Annotated in this window: 13 protein-coding genes and 1 pseudogene; 11 read left to right on the top strand and 3 right to left on the bottom strand. The window is 71.4% G+C overall.

The window, feature by feature from the left end:
* Positions 1 to 8 precede the first annotated feature (8 nt).
* The 7 genes and pseudogenes from OG559_RS00605 to OG559_RS00575 all read left to right on the top strand — a co-directional run.
* Positions 9 to 803, top strand: a pseudogene (locus OG559_RS00605) (LAGLIDADG family homing endonuclease); the annotation flags it as partial.
* Positions 792 to 1,859: a Holliday junction branch migration DNA helicase RuvB gene (gene ruvB / locus OG559_RS00600; RefSeq protein ID WP_405116292.1), complete on the top strand. Its 1,068-nt coding sequence runs from the start codon at positions 792 to 794 to the stop codon at positions 1,857 to 1,859. The pseudogene OG559_RS00605 and the gene ruvB, both read left to right, overlap by 12 nt.
* A gap of 140 nt (positions 1,860 to 1,999) precedes the next feature.
* Positions 2,000 to 2,347 carry a preprotein translocase subunit YajC gene (yajC, locus tag OG559_RS00595; protein ID WP_405110967.1) on the top strand — a complete coding sequence of 116 codons (348 nt, stop codon included), beginning with the start codon at positions 2,000 to 2,002 and terminating at the stop codon, positions 2,345 to 2,347.
* A gap of 220 nt (positions 2,348 to 2,567) precedes the next feature.
* On the top strand, positions 2,568 to 4,484 hold the full coding sequence (gene secD / locus OG559_RS00590) for a protein translocase subunit SecD (RefSeq protein WP_405110964.1): 1,917 nt from the start codon (positions 2,568 to 2,570) through the stop codon (positions 4,482 to 4,484).
* A 1-nt stretch (position 4,485) separates the two neighbouring features.
* On the top strand, positions 4,486 to 5,676 hold the full coding sequence (gene secF, locus OG559_RS00585; protein WP_405110961.1) for a protein translocase subunit SecF: 1,191 nt from the start codon (positions 4,486 to 4,488) through the stop codon (positions 5,674 to 5,676).
* 102 nt (positions 5,677 to 5,778) lie between these two features.
* Entirely contained in the window at positions 5,779 to 6,345 is a 567-nt protein-coding gene (locus OG559_RS00580; RefSeq protein WP_405110958.1) for an adenine phosphoribosyltransferase, read from the top strand.
* A gap of 316 nt (positions 6,346 to 6,661) precedes the next feature.
* Entirely contained in the window at positions 6,662 to 9,151 is a 2,490-nt protein-coding gene (locus OG559_RS00575) for a RelA/SpoT family protein (RefSeq protein WP_405110955.1), read from the top strand.
* Positions 9,152 to 9,211: 60 nt separating this feature from the next.
* On the opposite strand, the gene OG559_RS00570 is transcribed toward OG559_RS00575, so the two are convergent.
* Complete coding sequence (locus OG559_RS00570; protein ID WP_405110952.1) at positions 9,212 to 10,051, bottom strand: peptidylprolyl isomerase; 840 nt, start codon at positions 10,049 to 10,051, stop codon at positions 9,212 to 9,214.
* Positions 10,052 to 10,115: 64 nt separating this feature from the next.
* Complete coding sequence (locus OG559_RS00565) at positions 10,116 to 11,000, bottom strand: peptidylprolyl isomerase (protein ID WP_405110949.1); 885 nt, start codon at positions 10,998 to 11,000, stop codon at positions 10,116 to 10,118.
* Between the two features lie 262 nt (positions 11,001 to 11,262).
* On the opposite strand from OG559_RS00565, the gene OG559_RS00560 reads away from it, so the two are divergent.
* From OG559_RS00560 to OG559_RS00550, 3 genes are all read left to right on the top strand, one after another.
* Positions 11,263 to 11,982, top strand: a complete 720-nt coding sequence (locus OG559_RS00560; RefSeq protein WP_387019319.1) for an MBL fold metallo-hydrolase — start codon at positions 11,263 to 11,265, stop codon at positions 11,980 to 11,982.
* Between the two features lie 70 nt (positions 11,983 to 12,052).
* Entirely contained in the window at positions 12,053 to 13,387 is a 1,335-nt protein-coding gene (hisS, locus tag OG559_RS00555) for a histidine--tRNA ligase (protein ID WP_405110946.1), read from the top strand.
* 98 nt (positions 13,388 to 13,485) lie between these two features.
* Positions 13,486 to 14,421, top strand: coding sequence for an acyl-ACP desaturase (locus tag OG559_RS00550; RefSeq protein WP_405110943.1), 936 nt, complete (start codon positions 13,486 to 13,488; stop codon positions 14,419 to 14,421).
* A gap of 123 nt (positions 14,422 to 14,544) precedes the next feature.
* Here OG559_RS00550 and OG559_RS00545 read toward each other — a convergent pair whose 3' ends face one another.
* Positions 14,545 to 14,670: a hypothetical protein gene (locus OG559_RS00545; RefSeq protein WP_405110941.1), complete on the bottom strand. Its 126-nt coding sequence runs from the start codon at positions 14,668 to 14,670 to the stop codon at positions 14,545 to 14,547.
* Positions 14,671 to 14,985: 315 nt separating this feature from the next.
* Here OG559_RS00545 and OG559_RS00540 point away from each other — a divergent pair, with 315 nt between their 5' ends.
* Positions 14,986 to 16,038 (top strand): S1 family peptidase, encoded by a 1,053-nt coding sequence (locus OG559_RS00540; RefSeq protein WP_405110938.1) that lies wholly within the window; start codon positions 14,986 to 14,988, stop codon positions 16,036 to 16,038.
* The last annotated feature ends 61 nt before the right edge of the window (positions 16,039 to 16,099 follow it).

Genomic DNA, 16,099 nt, shown 5'->3' with positions numbered 1-16,099 from the left:
ACGCTCTGGTGCTGCTGGAGGACGGCTCCCGACGCCGGCTCGGCGACGTCGTGGTGGGCGACCGGGTCATCACTCGCACGGGCGCCGGTGCGACGGTGACGGCGGTGCACGAGCAGGGCGAGTTGGATTCCGTCCGCATCCGTACGACCAGCGGTCGCGCGGTGATCGCCGCACCCGACCACCCGTTCTGGACGCCCGACGGGTGGCTGAAGGCCGGCGACCTCACCGAACGGGACTTCCTGGCCAACGTGCTGTGCCCCGACCTGATCGCGGACGGCACCGCGGCCCTGGACGAGTACAAGCTCGCCGGATACCTGATCGGTGACGGGTGCACGAGCAACCAGGTCACCTTCACCGGCGGTGATGAGAGCGTCCTGGCCGACTTCCGGTCGGTCTGCGACCGACTGGGCCACCCGCACAACACCCGGCCGAACAGCCCTCGCAGCTCCCTGATCAGGGTCTCCGGGCTCCGGCCGTGGCTTGCCGAGCACGGGCTGTTGGACAAGACCGCCTGGCTGAAGCGGGTGCCCGAGTTCGTCCACCGTGGCGACGCCTGGCAGGTCGGGGCCTTCCTCGGCGCGTACTTCGCCTGCGACGGCACGGTCAGCCGGCGGGGTCAGGGCCGGTACGACCTGGTCGTCGAGTACTACAGCGTGTCCCGGGAGCTGCTGGCCGACGTGCAGCACCTCCTGCTCCGGCTCGGCATCCAGTCCCGTCTCAAGCTCAAGCGTGGTCGCTACCAGGGCAGACCGCACGAGTCGTGGCGGCTCAGCGTCACCAGCCAGGACGATGTGGCGCGGTTCGTCGAGCGGATCACCGTGGTCGGCGAACGGGGCGTGCGGCTCGCCGAGTGGGCCCCGCGCCGGGACCGCTTCGAAGAGCGCCTCGCCGTCGACCGGGTCGCCTCGGTGGAGCCCGTCGGCCTGCACGAGTGCCGCTGCCTGACGGTCGACGGCGACCACACGTTCACGGTCAACGACCTGGTCGTCCACAACACCACCCTGGCCAACATCGTGGCGGCCGAGTTGGGCTCCGGCCTCCGGGTGACCAGCGGCCCGGTGATCGAACGCTCCGGGGACCTGGCGGCGATCCTGACCAGCCTCGCCGAGGGCGACGTGCTGTTCATCGACGAGATCCACCGGATCGCCAAGCCGGCCGAGGAGCTGCTCTACAGCGCGATGGAGGACTTCCGGGTCGACGTGATCGTCGGCAAGGGGCCGGGAGCCACCGCCATCCCGCTGGACGTGGAGCCGTTCACCCTGGTGGGCGCGACCACCCGGTCCGGCCTGCTGACCGGGCCGATGCGGGACCGGTTCGGCTTCGTCGCGCACCTGGACTTCTACTCCCCGGCCGACCTGGAGGTGCTGCTGCGCCGCTCGGCGCGGATCCTGGGTGTGCCGATCACCGACGACGGCGCCGTCGAGATCGCCGGCCGGTCCCGGGGCACCCCCCGGATCGCCAACCGGCTGCTGCGCCGGGTGCGGGACTTCGCCGAGGTCCGCGCCGACGGCGTGGTCACCCTGGAGACCGCCCGGGCCGCCCTCACGGTGTACGACGTCGACGCGCTCGGGCTGGACCGACTGGACCGGGCCGTGCTCACCGCCCTGGTCGACTCGTTCCGGGGCGGGCCCGTCGGGTTGTCCACCCTGGCGGTGGCGGTGGGGGAGCAGCCGGACACGGTCGAGGAGGTCTGCGAGCCGTTCCTGGTCCGGGCGGGGCTGCTCGCCCGCACGCCGCGAGGCCGGGTGGCGACGGAGGCGGCCTGGCGGCACCTGGGGCGTACCCCGCCAAATGGTACATTTGGCACCGATGTTCCTGTCACGCCCGATCTGTTCTCCGCCGCGCCAGATCAGCCGTGATCCGAACGTGATCTGTGCCGCATTCGGCGTTCCCAGGTGCAGGGACTAGACTTCGCCGCGGTTTGTACAGGACGTGAGAATCCGCCTCCGCTCCGGTGCTTTTCGCGCCGAGCCGAAGGCCAATCGGAAGGTCAGTAACCGTGCTCTACGCAGCAGCGGGCGGAGGGGGAGCCGGCGGTCTTACGCCGATCCTCATGATCGCCCTGCTCTTCGGCGTCATGTACTTCATGATGATCCGCCCTCAGCAGAAGCGCCGCCGCGAGGCTGAGCAGATGCAGTCCGCCCTCGGCTTTGGCGACGAGGTGGTCACCATCGGCGGTCTCTACGGCACGGTCACCGAGGTGGACGACGACACCGTCCTGCTGGAGGTCGCGCCCGGCGTGCAGAACCGGTACGCCCGTCCGGCCATCGCCCGAGTGGTCAACCGGGCCGAGCGGGTCGAGTCGACCGAGCCGGTCAGCGAGGGCATCGAAACCGTCAAGGAGTGACCGCCTCCCCGACGGGGCAGCGGAGACGCCGTTAAAACTGGATAGTTGGGTCGACACCTGACGCCGACACCCGAAGGTTGCCGGTCGACGCCCCCGCGTCGGCTGTGGTCAGCCGTGTCGGCGTCAGGTCGCCGGCCCCGGACAGCCGTCGCCGGGACCCCCGGCCCGACATTCGCGCCGCCATATCGGCGGCGCGACCGTAACAGGGAGACAGACAGCCGTGGCACCACCTCAGGGACAGATGCGGCCCGGACGGCAGCTTGCCGTGCTCGGCCTCATCTTCGTCGTCCTATATCTCATGGTGTTCTTCTCGGGCGGCGCCAGTGGTGGCTTGAAGGATCGGCTCGAGCCTCGGCTCGGTCTGGACCTGATCGGCGGCACCCGGCTGACGCTCGAGGCGACGAACAGCATCGACGGCAAGCCCCCGACGACGGAGAACCTCGAAGAGGCCCGCCAGATCATCGAGAACCGGGTCAACGCGTACGGCGTGGCCGAGGCCGAGGTGGTCACCGAGGGCAACCGGAACATCGTCATCTCCCTGCCCGGTGAGAACCGCGACCTCGCCGACGTCGGCAGCGCCGCCGAGCTGCGCTTCCGCAAGGTGTTGAAGGCCGCCGACGGCACCGGCGCGGTGGCCCCCCCGGCGGCCACGCCGACCCCGGCCCCGTCCGGCAGTGCCTCCCCGGCCCCGTCGGGCAGCGCCAGCCCCAAGCCGTCGGGCAGCTCGTCGGCCGGGGCGAAGGCGACCGCGTCGCCGAGCGCCGGCGGTCAGGGCGGCGGGGCCGCGGCCCCGAGCGCCAGCGCCACCCCGCCGGCCTCGCCGAGCGCCGCCGCGCCGTCGCCGAGCGCCAGCGCCGAGCCGGTGCCGGAGGGCGTCGAGAAGCAGCGCACGGCCGTCCAGCAGAAGGTCGGGGCCGCCGCCTGGCAGGCCGCCAGCGGCCTGCAGGCCCCGGCCGACCTGACCACCGACCCGTCGCTGGGCGCGACCCTCAAGCCGTTCGGCACGCTCTCCCCGCGCGAGGTCGCGGTGCTGCCGGCGGAGATGCAGTTCAACGTCCCGACGATCGGCTGCGCCCAGCTCGACCAGCGCCCGGCGGCGTCGATCAAGGACGAGAAGCAGAAGGCCGTCGCCTGCGAGGACGGCACCCAGAAGTACCTGCTCGACGTGGCGAAGGTGCTCGGCACCGACGTCGGCGACGCCAACGCGGTGCTCGACCAGACCAGCTCCTGGGTGGTCAGCCTCGACTTCAAGGGCAAGGGCCAGGAGAAGTGGACCGCCCTGACCCGGGAGGCGTTCACCAACGAGGGCCAGGGCTGCGACCAGACCGCGCTGGGCCAGGACGGCAAGTGCCGGGTGGCCGTCGTCCTCGACAACAAGGTGGTCTCCTCGCCGGAGATCCAGGGCGTGCTCACCGGTGACTCGCAGATCACCGGAAGCTTCGACAACAAAACGGCCAGCGACCTGGCCAGCCAGCTGCGCTACGGCGCCCTGCCGGTCACCTTCGAGCAACAGGACAAGGTGAACATCACCGCCACGCTGGGCGCCAGCCACCTGCGTGCGGGCCTGCTCGCCGCCGGCATCGGCATGCTGCTGGTCATCATCTACTCGTTCTTCTACTACCGGCTGCTCGGCTCGGTCATCTTCCTGAGCCTGGTGCTGTCGGCGCTGCTGGTCTTCGGCGCGCTGGTGGTGCTCGGCCGGCAGATCGGCTTCACCCTCACCCTCGCCGGCATCGCCGGCATGATCGTCTCGCTCGGCGTGGCGGCGGACTCGTTCGTCATCTACTTCGAGCGACTCAAGGACGAGATCCGCGAGGGCCGCAGCCCGCGCAGTGCGGTGCCGCGGGCCTGGATCCGGGCCCGCCGAACGATCATCTCGGCCAACGCGATCACCCTCATGTCGGCCGTGGTGCTCTACGTCGTCTCGGTCGGCACGGTGAAGGGCTTCGCCTTCGCGCTCGGCCTGGCCACGGTGCTCGACCTGGTCGTGGTCTTCCTCTTCCGTCACCCGATCATGACGATGTTCGCCCGTACCAAGGCGTTCCTTTCCCCTCGGGTCAGCGGTCTCGGCCGGGCCCTTCCCGCTCGGACCACCGAGCAGGCCACCCCCCGCACCTCGCGCGTCAAGGAGGCCTGAGATGGCTAAGACTGGATTGGCGAGCCGCCTCTACCGGGGCGAGGCCGGGGTCGACGTCGTCGGCAAGCGCAAGCTGTGGTTCACCGTCGCCGGGGTGCTGATCCTGCTCTCGGTGCTCAGCTTCGCCGTGCGCGGCTTCAGCCTGGGCATCGAGTTCGCCGGCGGCAACTCGTTCCAGGTGCCGGCCAGCGTCGGGACGCTGGAGCAGGCCGAGGAGAAGGTCGACGCGGCGCTGGCGAGCGTCGCGGGCGGGGCCGAGGTGGCCACCGCGCAGAAGGTCGGCGGCACCGGCGGCGACTACTACGAGATCCGCACCTCGGAGCTCAATCCCGAGCAGGCCGACGCGGCCAAGGCGGAGATTGCCCGGGAGCTCGGCATCCAGCCGGACCAGATCAGCGGCAGCCAGGTCAGCGAGGCGTGGGGCAGCCAGGTCACCTCCCGGGCCATGCTGGGCCTGGTGATCTTCATCGCGGTGGTGATGGTCTACCTGATCCTGCGCTTCGAGTGGCGGATGGCGGTGGCGGCCGTCTCCTCGCTGTTCATGAACCTGATCCTCACCGCCGGCATCTACTCGCTGGTCGGTTTCGAGGTGACCCCGTCGACGATCATCGGGTTCCTCACGATCCTGGGCTTCGCGCTCTACGACGTGGTGGTGGTCTTCGACAAGGTCCAGGAGAACACCCGGGGCATCACCGCGAACAACAACCAGACGTACGGCGAGGCGGCCAACCTGGCGATCAACCAGAGCCTCATGCGGTCGCTGAACACGTCGGTGGTCGCCCTGCTCCCGGTCGGCGGTCTGCTCTTCATCGGCGCGGGCCTGCTGGGCGCGGGCACCCTGAAGGACCTCGGCCTGGTGCTCTTCGTCGGTATGGCGATCGCGTTCCTGACCTCGATCCTGCTGGCCACCCCGCTGCTGGTGCTGCTGAAGAACTACGAGCCGCGGATCCAGGCGCACAACAAGCGGGTGCTGGCCCGGCGGGGCGCCCTGGCCCGGGGCGAGATCACCCCGAAGGGCGCGCCGCGCCCGGCCGGGGAGGACGACGAGCCCATCGACCCGGAGGAGGCGGCCCTGGCCGGGGCCGCGCCGAAGGTGGGCGTTCGGCCCGCCGGCAAGCGCCCGAGCGGCGCCCGGGGCGGTCGCCCCGCCGGCGGCGGCGGCAACCGGCCGGGCGGCGCGAAGCGCCGCTGACGCGACCGGGAGACACCCGCCGGAGACGGTGACGACGGCGTCCTTCATGCTGTGCGAGCGGCGTGGAGGACGCCGTCGTCGTACGAAGGGAGACGGGCCGCCGTGACGGAGACGTACAGCGCCGGGGTACGGGGAGACAGCGGCCCGCAGGTCGCCGAGCTGGTCGCCAGCCGTGTGCTGGACGTGCCGGACTTCCCGAAGCCGGGCGTCATGTTCAAGGACCTGATGCCGCTCTTCGCCGACGGCGCGGTGTTCCGCGAGGTGGTCGACGGGATCGTGGCCCACCACGGGCGGGACTCGTTCGACGCCGTGGTCGGGATCGAGGCCCGGGGCTTCGTGATCGCGGCGGCCGTCGCGTACGCCACCGGGGTCGGCGTGGTGCCGGTGCGCAAGGCCGGCAAGCTGCCCCGCCCCGCCTATTCGGCCTCGTACGCGCTGGAGTACGGCGAGGCGACGCTTGAGCTGCACGAGGACGCGTTCACCGCCGGGCACCGGGTGCTGGTGGTCGACGACGTGCTCGCCACCGGGGGGACCGCCGAGGCCACCCTCGATCTGGTGGAGCGGGCCGGCGGCACGGTCGCCGGCTTCACCGTGCTGCTGGAGCTCGGTTTCCTCGGTGGCCGTGAGCGGCTCGCCCCGCGTCCGGTGCACGCCCTGCTCGAGGTCTGAGCGCCCCCAGCGGCGGCCGGCGACCCGCCCGGGCGGCCCCGTGGACAGGCGGCCCCGTGGACAGGCGGCCCCGTGGACAGGCGGCCCCGTGGACCGGCGACCCCGTCCAGGCTGCCCGCAGCGGGTTGGCGCCCGGTCCGTGCCCTGCTGACCGATTGGTCGTGCTGGCTGCCGGGCGGACCCGGTGCGGTCCGTCCGGCCGAGCGGCGGGGCACGGTGCGTGCGGGTAGCATTGCCCTTTGCTGACCGGCCGGGAGACCGTCCGGGCGGCGGAGACCAGGCCGGCCGGCGCACGGTCGGCGTACCCCGGCGAGCGGTGAGGAGGCCGGTGTCCCACGATGTCGTCCCTCCGGTGGAGGGCACGGTGCACCCGACAGGCGACGCTGACGGTTCGGTGACCGACAAGGGAGCTGAGCCACGGGGCGCGGCCCTCGGGAACGAGTTGGGTTCCGCCCACGCCGACGGCGACACCCCGGCGGCCGGTGTCCTGGATCCGCTGTCGGCCGGCGACTCCGGCGACCCGTCACCGAGCGGCGGCTTCGCCCTCTCCAACGCGCCCACCGGGCGGCGGGTGCGGGCCCGGCTGGCCCGGTTCAACGCGCCCTGGCAGACCTCGCAGGTCAGCGAGGTGCTGGAGCCGCTGATCTCGTCCCACCGGGTGAACCACCCCAAGGCCGACGCCCGGCTGCTCCAGCGGGCGTTCGACATGGCGGCCCGCTGGCACTCGGGCCAGTACCGCAAGTCCGGCGACCCGTACATCACCCACCCCCTGGCGGTGGCCACCATCCTGGCGAACCTGGGTATGGACACCACCACCCTGGTCGCCGCGCTGCTGCACGACACGATCGAGGACACCGAGTACACCCTCGACCAGATGAAGGTGGACTTCGGCGGCGAGGTCGCGCTGCTCGTCGACGGGGTGACGAAGCTCGACAAGGTCAAGCTCGGCGACGCCGCCAAGGCGGAGACCATCCGCAAGATGGTCGTGGCGATGGCCAAGGACCCCCGGGTCCTGGTGATCAAGCTGGCCGACCGGCTGCACAACATGCGTACCCTGACCTTCCTGCCCCGCCCGAAGCAGGAGCAGAAGGCGAAGGAGACGCTGGAGATCCTGGCGCCCCTGGCCCACCGGTTGGGCATGAACACGATCAAGTGGGAGTTGGAGGACCTCGCCTTCGGGACGCTGTTCCCGAAGCGGTACGAGGAGATCCTCCGGCTGATCGGGGAGCACCAGCCGCAGCGGGAGACGCAGCTGCGCCAGGTCACCCAGAAGGTGCAGACCGATCTGAAGGCCGCCAAGATCAAGGCGGAGACGACGGGACGGCCGAAGCACCTGTACTCGATCTACCAGAAGATGATCGTGCGGGGTCGCGACTTCAACGACATCTACGACCTGGTGGGTGTGCGGATCCTGGTCGACACGGTGCGGGACTGCTACGCGGCGCTGGGTGTGATCCACGCGAACTGGCAGCCGGTGCCGGGCCGGTTCAAGGACTACATCGCGATGCCCAAGTTCAACATGTACCAGTCGTTGCACACGACGGTCATCGGGCCCACCGGTAAGCCGGTGGAGATGCAGATCCGCACGTACGCGATGCACCGCACCGCCGAGTTCGGCATCGCCGCGCACTGGAAGTACAAGGAGCACAAGGGCACCCAGATCGTCGGCCCGCCGGCGCACATCGACGAGATGACCTGGCTGCGGCAGCTGCTGGACTGGCAGCGGGAGGCGGCCGACCCGAGCGAGTTCCTGGACGCGCTGCGCTTCGACCTGTCCAGCCAGGAGGTGTACGTCTTCACCCCCAAGGGTGACGTCATCCCGCTGCCGACGGGGTCGACGCCGGTGGACTTCGCGTACGCGGTGCACACCGAGGTGGGGCACAAGTGCATCGGGGCGCGGGTCAACGGCAAGCTGGTGCCGTTGGAGTCGACGCTGTCCAACGGCGACGTGATCGAGATCTTCACGTCGAAGTCCGAGACGGCGGGGCCGACGCAGGACTGGCTGGGCTTCGTGAAGAGCCCCCGGGCGCGCACGAAGATCCGCCAGTACTTCAACAAGGAGCGGCGCGAGGAGGCGATCGAGGCCGGCAAGGACTCGATCGTCAAGGCGATGCGCAAGCAGGGCATGCCGTTGCAGCGGATGCTCACCTCCGACGCGTTGATGACGATCGCCCGGGACCTGCACCTGGCCGACGTGGCGTCGCTGTACGCGGCGGTCGGCGACAGTCAGGTCTCCGCCCAGTCGGTGGTGCAGAAGCTGATGGCCGCGTACGGCGGCGAGGAGGGCGCGGCGGAGGACATCGCCGAGACCGCCGTCGCCACCCGGCCGCCGCGCAGCCGGCAGAGCAGCGCCGATCCGGGCGTGGTGGTCCGGGGGGTCAGCGACGTCTGGATCAAGCTGGCCCGCTGCTGCACCCCGGTGCCGCCGGACGCGGTCTTCGGGTTCGTCACCCGCTCCGGCGGGGTCAGCGTGCACCGGGACGACTGCGCCAACGCCGAGGACCTGCGGGCCCAGGACGAGCGGGTGGTCGAGGTCAGCTGGAAGCTCACCTCCGCCTCGACGTTCCTGGTGGCCATCCAGGTGGAGGCCCTGGACCGGCACAAGCTGCTGGCGGACGTGACCCGGGTGCTCTCCGAGGAGCGGGTCAACATCCTGTCCGCCACGGTCACCACCACCCGGGACCGGGTGGCGGTCAGCCGGTTCAGCTTCGAGATGGCCGACCCGAAGCACCTGGGCCACCTGCTGGCCGCCGTCCGCAAGGTCGACGGCGTCTTCGACGCGTACCGGGTCACCTCGGGGTCCTGACCCGCACACGACAGCGCCCGCCGGCTCGCAGCCGGCGGGCGCTTCGTCGTGGTGGAGGGCTCAGCCCTGCGGCTCGCTCATCGTCAGCTTCTTGATGACGACCTCCTTCTTGGGGTGGCCACCGCCGGCCTGCTTGGCGAACGCCTTGTCGTCGCCGGCCTTGGCGACGGCCTCGACGATGTCCATGCCGCCGGTGATCGTGCCCAGGACGGTGTAGTTCGGGTCGAGCTGCGAGTCGCCGTAGACGATGAAGAACTGGCTGCCGGTGCTGCCGGGCTGCCCTGAGTTGGCCATCGCGATGACCCCCTTCGGGTAGGCGGGGCGCTTGTCGGTGGGCAGGTTCTCCTCGGTCAGCTTGTATGCCGGGCCACCGGTGCCGTCGGTGTCCCGCCAGCCCTTGCCGGTCGCGCTCGGGTCACCGCACTGGAGCACCTGGATGCCCTCGGTGACCAGGCGGTGGCACTTGCTGTTGTCGAAGAAGTTCTTGCTCGCGAGGTGGGTGAAGCTGGCCGCGGTGCACGGCGAGGCGGCCCGGTCGACCTTGGCGGTGATCGGCCCCAGGTTGGTGTCCATCGTCAGGGTCTGGACGCCGGTGTTCGCCTGCTGGTTCTGCGGCAGCCCGACGTCCTTGATCTCCTTGGTCCGGTTCTCCTTGGGCATCTCGGTGAACGCGCACTGCACGAGACCGCTCGCAGCGCCAGCCTCCTGCTTGTTGTCGTCGTCACCGACGACGGTGGTGGCCAGCCACACGGTGCCGGCGACCACGAGCAACAGGGCCGCTCCGGCGCCGACGACCGCCTGCGTCTGCCGGCGCTTGCGTGCCCTGGTCGCCTGCGCGGCCATGTTCCGCTGAAGTCGGGCCTTCGCCGCCGCGCGCTGCCGCTCTTTCGTGGACGTCACGGTCGATCCTCCTGGACTGTGTCTCTGGCGCGGTCGGTGCCGCAGTGTGTGTGGCGGGGCCCGGTCAGCCGGCGCTCGGGCTGGCCGCCGGAGCGCCCGATGCCGGGGCGGTCGCGGCCGGCGCCGTCGTCGGCTCGCCGACGGTGAGACTCTGGATCACCACGTCGGTCTTCGGTTTGACCTTTGCTCCGCTCCCATTGTCCACGGTCGGGAGGGCACCGATCTTCGTGATCACGTCGAGCCCGCCGGTGACCTTGCCGATCACCGGGTAGACCGGCTTGGCGGGATTGAAGTCCTTGAAGAAGACGAGGAACTGGCTGCTGTTGGCGCCCGGCGGGTTGGCCATCATCGCGACCGTGCCCTTCGGGTACGCCGGGGGCTGGCCGGGGGCGGGGCTGGCCGACGGGCTCGCCTCGGGCTGCACGGGGACGTTCTCGTCGTAGAACGAGTAGGTCGGGCCGCCCAGGCCGGTGCCGCTCGGGTCACCGCAGCGCAACGCGCCCTCGTCGGTGATCTCGTGGCACGTGGCGTTGTCGTAGAAGCCCCGGCTGGCCAGGTGGGCGATGCTCGCCCCGGCGCAGGGGGCCGAGGCGAGGTCCAGCTCTGCGGTGACCGGCGCGCCCTGGTTGGTGGTGACGGTCATCGCCCGGGTGCCGGAGGTCGGCAGGCCGGTGGTGGCCGGGGTGCCGACGTCCTTGAGGTTGGTGTTCGCGGTGGCGTCCTGGGGGGTCCAGATGCAGACGTCCTCGGCGGCCCTGTTCTTCTCCGGGTCGTCGTCGAAGGCGCCCAGCGCCCACGCCGAGCCGGCCACGATCAGCGCGAGCACCACGGCGGCGCCGACGCCGGCCTGGATCTGCCGACGGCGCCTGATCCGGGAGGCCCGTCGGGCCAACTGTCGGTCGAGCTTGGCCCGCGCCATTTTGCGCTGCCGGTCCCTGCTGGAAGCCACCCGTGCTCCCCCTCCTCTACCCTGACGGTCACCGGCGGGTCGGGCGTCGCACCCTGTCTGGCGGCACGTGCGCCACGCCACACGCCCGCCAGAGTGTACGGGTACCGACTGGGAATGTGGTGTACCAGGTCCTCGCAAGGTTTATCGGGGGGTGTCACTGTGCCTCCGGGGGCCTGCGGGGCGGGTGGGGCGACGGAATCCACGCGTCGTTGCGGCTAGGCTGCCAGTGCAGGGACGACAGCTCGACGGAAGGGGAGCGGACGTGCTCGTGGCCGGCTTTCCCGCGGACGCCTTCGGCACCAACTGCTACGTGGTGGCGACCGCGCCGGGGGAGCAGTGCGTGGTGGTCGACCCGGGCATCGGGGTGCTCGACCGGCTCGACGCCGTGCTCGCCGAGCATCGTCTGCACCCGGCCGCCGTGCTACTCACCCACGGCCACCTCGACCACACCTTCTCCGTCGCGCCGGTCTGCGGCGCCCGGGGCATCACCGCGTACGTCCACCCCGCCGACCGGGAGTTGCTGGCCGACCCGGGCAAGGCGCTGTCGATGGACCTCACCCAGCTCTTCGGTGGCCGGCTGCCCTACACCGAGCCCGACGACGTCGCCGAGCTGACCGACGGGGCCACCCTCGCCCTGGCCGGCCTGGAGATCACCGTCGACCACGCCCCAGGCCATACCGGCGGGTCGGTGCTGTTCCGGCTGCCCGGCGCCGGCTCGCCCTGGGAGGCCGAGCAGGTCTGCCTCTCCGGCGACGTGCTCTTCGCCGGCTCGATCGGCCGCACCGACCTGTGGGGCGGCAGCATGCCCCGGATGCTCGCCAGCCTGCGGGACAAGATCCTCCCGCTGGCCGACGACACCGTGGTGCTGCCCGGCCACGGCCCCGCGACCACCATCGGGCGCGAGCGCGCGAGCAACCCGTACCTCGTCGAGGTGGCGGGCTCCGGCGGCGCGCGCCCCGCCGCGCCCACCCGCGGCCTCTAGATCCTCCGCCCGCGTCGCGCGGGCCACGACCTCACCGCGCCGGGCGGCGCGGAGCTGCAAGGAGTACGCCATGAGCAAGCCCACGCCCATCTCCGGCTTCCCCGAGTGGACGCCGGCGCAGCGGATGATCGAGCAGTTCGTCCTCGACCGGATCCGCGACACCTTCGAGCTGTACGGCTTCGCCCCCCTGGAGACCCGCTCGGTGGAGCCGCTGGACCAGCTCCTGCGCAAGGGGGAGACCTCGAAGGAGGTGTACCTGCTGCGCCGGCTCCAGGCCGACGCCGAGGGCCCGGCCGGGGACGACGCGCTCGGCCTGCACTTCGACCTGACCGTCCCGTTCGCCCGCTACGTGCTGGAGAACGCAGGCAAGCTCCAGTTCCCGTTCCGCCGCTACCAGATCCAGAAGGTGTGGCGGGGTGAGCGCCCGCAGGAGGGCCGCTACCGGGAGTTCCTCCAGGCCGACATCGACATCGTCGACCGGGACACCCTGCCCGCCCACTTCGAGGCCGAGATGCCGCTGGTCATCGGCGACGCGCTGCGGTCGCTGCCGATCCCGCCGGTGCGGATCCAGGTCAACAACCGCAAGATCTGCGAGGGCTTCTACCGGGGCATCGGGCTGACCGACCCGGAGGCCGCCCTGCGCGCGGTCGACAAGCTCGACAAGATCGGCCCGGCGAAGGTGGCCGAGCTGCTGGCCTCCACGGCCGGGGCGAGCGAGGCGCAGGCCAAGGCGTGCCTGTCCCTGGCCGAGATCTCCGCCCCGGACGCCTCCTTCGCCGACGCGGTGCGCGCCCTCGGGGTGAGCCACCCGTTGCTGGACGAGGGCGTCGACGAGCTGGTCGCGGTGGTGGAGACCGCCGCCGCGCACTCGCCGGGGCTGTGCGTGGCCGACCTGCGCATCGCCCGTGGCCTGGACTACTACACCGGCACGGTCTACGAGACGCAGCTGGTGGGCTACGAGCGGTTCGGCTCGATCTGTTCCGGCGGCCGGTACGACAACCTGGCCAGCTCGGGGGCCGCGCGGTTCCCGGGGGTGGGCATCTCGATCGGGGTGACCCGGCTGCTCGGCCTGCTCTTCGGCGCCGACGCGCTGTCGGTGTCCCGCAGCGTGCCGACCTGCGTGCTGGTCGCGGTCACCGCCGAGGAGCAGCGGGCGGCCAGCAACGCCGTCGCCGACGCGCTGCGCAGCCGGGGCGTGCCCACCGAGGTGTCGCCGAGCGCGGCGAAGTTCGGCAAGCAGATCCGCTACGCCGAGCGGCGCGGCATCCCGTACGTGTGGTTCCCGGGGGCCGACGGCGCGGCGGACGAGGTGAAGGACATCCGCTCCGGCGAGCAGGTGGCCGCGGCGGCGGGGGAGTGGACCCCGCCCCGGGCGGACCTGCGGCCGCTGGTCGGGCAGGGCTGAGGACCGCCGGCAACGCCCACGAGCTGGCGTTACTGGCGCGTACGTCGACGAGCACCTACGGTTGCGTAAGTTACGCCACCGTAGGTAGGGAGATCGTCGTGACCGCACTGAGCCAGACCGCCCTGCTCGTCGAGCTCGAGCCCGTCGTGGAGAAGAACCTCGACCGGCACCTCTCGATGGCCAAGGAGTGGTTCCCGCACGAGTACGTGCCGTGGAGCGAGGGTCGCACCTTCGACGGCCCGCTCGGCGGCGAGGCGTGGTCGGCATCGGACTCGACGATCCCCGAGGTGGCGCGCACCGCGCTGATCGTGAACCTGCTCACCGAGGACAACCTCCCCTCGTACCACCACCAGATCGCCACCCTCTTCGGCCCCGACGGGGCGTGGGGGACCTGGGTGGGCCGGTGGACGGCGGAGGAGGGGCGGCACGGCACCGCCATCCGGGACTACCTGACCGTGACCCGGGCGGTCGACCCGGTGGCCCTGGAGCGGGCCCGGATGGTGCACATGACGGCCGGGTACTCCAACTCCCACGACGACTCGATGCTGCGCTCGCTGGCGTACGTGTCGTTCCAGGAGTTGGCCACCCGGATCTCGCACCGCAACACCGGCCGGGTGACCGGCGACCCGGCCTGCGAGGCGCTGCTGGCCCGCGTCGCGGCCGACGAGAACCTGCACATGGTCTTCTACCGCAATCTGCTCGCCGCCGCCCTGGACCTCGACCCGAGCCAGACGATGCGGGCGATCGCCGAGGTGCTGGCGGACTTCCAGATGCCCGGCGTGGGCATCGAGGGCTTCGCCCGCAAGTCGGTGGCGATCGCCCTCGCCGGCATCTACGACCTGCGCCAGCACCGCGACGAGGTGGTCGCCCCGGTGCTGCGTCAGTGGGACGTGTTCAACGTCTCCGGCCTGGACGCCGACGGCGAGGCGGCTCGCGATGAGATCGCCGCCCACCTGGACACCCTCGAGACCCACGCGGCCCGCTTCGAGGAGAAGCGCGCCGCCCGCGCCGCCCGCCTCGCCGCCACCCGCTAGCCCCCACCCCCACCCACCCCTCTCCCGCGATCTTGCGGTTGCGGCCCCCGCAAAAGCCGCATCACGCCCAGTTCGCGGGCCCTAAGTGCAAGATCGCCGGGGGTGGGTGGGGGGTCAGGCTGGTCACCAGCCGAAGCCGGCGGCGGCATTGTCGTCGAAGTCGCGGTTCGGGCCGTACGCGGCGCACGCCTGGGCGAGCTGGGTGCTGTAGTCGACCACCCGCTGGCGGACCCGGGCCCGCCGGTCCACGTCGGCCTGCGTCGTGGAGGTGGGGTTGGCCGGCGGCGGCGAGGGCGGCCAGGACGCGTCGAACAGGGCTCATGGTGGCCTCCGGTTCATGAAAATCGGAGTTCATCGATTATATGGATCGATGTCAGTGGCCACAATGTCGCTGGTCCGCGTCGTGTTCGGCTCGGGTGGTGCAGGTGGATCTGGGCCTTGCCGGTGATCTTAAATATGTGAATACTTCACTTTGCCAGGTCGGTTCCCCCCAGATCCGGTCGCCTGGCCCTCGGGTCCGTCACCCCCGGCGCGACCCGTCACCCCCTTCCGGGAGGTTGTTGTATGCGACCCACGAGGTCATCGCTGCTCCGCGCCGCATCCGTAGCCGCAGCCGGAACCCTGGTCGCCGGCGCGCTGATCGGCGCGCCCGCCCAGGCCGCGCCCTCGCCCGCTTCGCCCGACGCCGCGGCCACCCTGGCCGAGCGGCTCGGTGACCGCTCCGCCGGCACGTACGCCGACGCCAGCGGCAAGATGGTCGTCACCGTGACCGACGAGGCCGCCGCCCGTCAGGTCCGCGCCTCCGGCGCGATCGCGCAGGTCGTGAAGCGGGGCGCCGTGGAGCTCAACCGGGCCACCGCCGAGCTGGAGCGCTCGGCGAAGATCCCGGGCACCGCCTGGTGGACCGACGCGGTCACCAACCAGGTCGTCGTCTCCGTCGACAGCACCGTCACCGGCGCCAAGCTGGAGCGGGTCAAGGCCGCTGCCGCCCGGACCGGCGGCGCCGTCCGCGTCGAGGCCGAGGCCGGCGTGCTGAGCACCCGGATCTCCGGTGGCCAGGCGATCTACGCCGGTGGCGGCGGTCGCTGCTCGCTCGGCTTCAACGTCCGCAACAGCGCCGGCACGACCTTCTTCCTGACCGCCGGGCACTGCACCAGAATCGCCGCGACCTGGTACTCCAACTCGGGCCAGACCAGCGTCCTGGGCACCCGCACCGGCAGCAGCTTCCCGGGCAACGACTACGGCATCGTGCGGCACAGCAACTCCGCCAACGCCACGGGCAACGTGTCCCTCTACAACGGCAGCTACCGGGACGTCACCGGCGCGGCCAACGCCTACGTCGGTCAGAGCGTGCAGCGCTCCGGCAGCACCACCGGCCTGAAGGGCGGCTCGGTGAACGCCACCAACGCCACGGTGAACTACGCCGAGGGCAGCGTTTCCGGCCTGATCCGCACCAACGTCTGCGCCGAGCCCGGTGACAGCGGCGGCTCGCTGTTCAGCGGCAGCAGCGCCGTCGGCCTCACCTCCGGGGGCAGCGGCAACTGCTCCTCCGGCGGCACCACGTTCTTCCAGCCGGTGACCGAGCCGATGAGCGTCTACGGCGTCAGCATCATCTGATCCACCGCACCGTCCGCGAAGCGGGTCGCCGGCCTCCCGGTGGCCCGCTTCCGGCGTACCG

It is taken from the genome of Micromonospora sp. NBC_01405 (genome assembly GCF_045040155.1).
GTDB lineage: Bacteria > Actinomycetota > Actinomycetes > Mycobacteriales > Micromonosporaceae > Micromonospora.
This window is presented reverse-complemented; position numbering and strand designations above follow the sequence as displayed.

Bases quoted from the DNA above. Each gene is read 5' to 3' on its own strand.
- secF (WP_405110961.1), top strand. From the start codon at position 4,486: ATGGCTAAGACTGGATTGGCGAGCCGCCTCTACCGGGGCGAGGCCGGG.
- hisS (WP_405110946.1), top strand. From the start codon at position 12,053: ATGAGCAAGCCCACGCCCATCTCCGGCTTCCCCGAGTGGACGCCGGCG.
- OG559_RS00540 (WP_405110938.1), top strand. From the start codon at position 14,986: ATGCGACCCACGAGGTCATCGCTGCTCCGCGCCGCATCCGTAGCCGCA.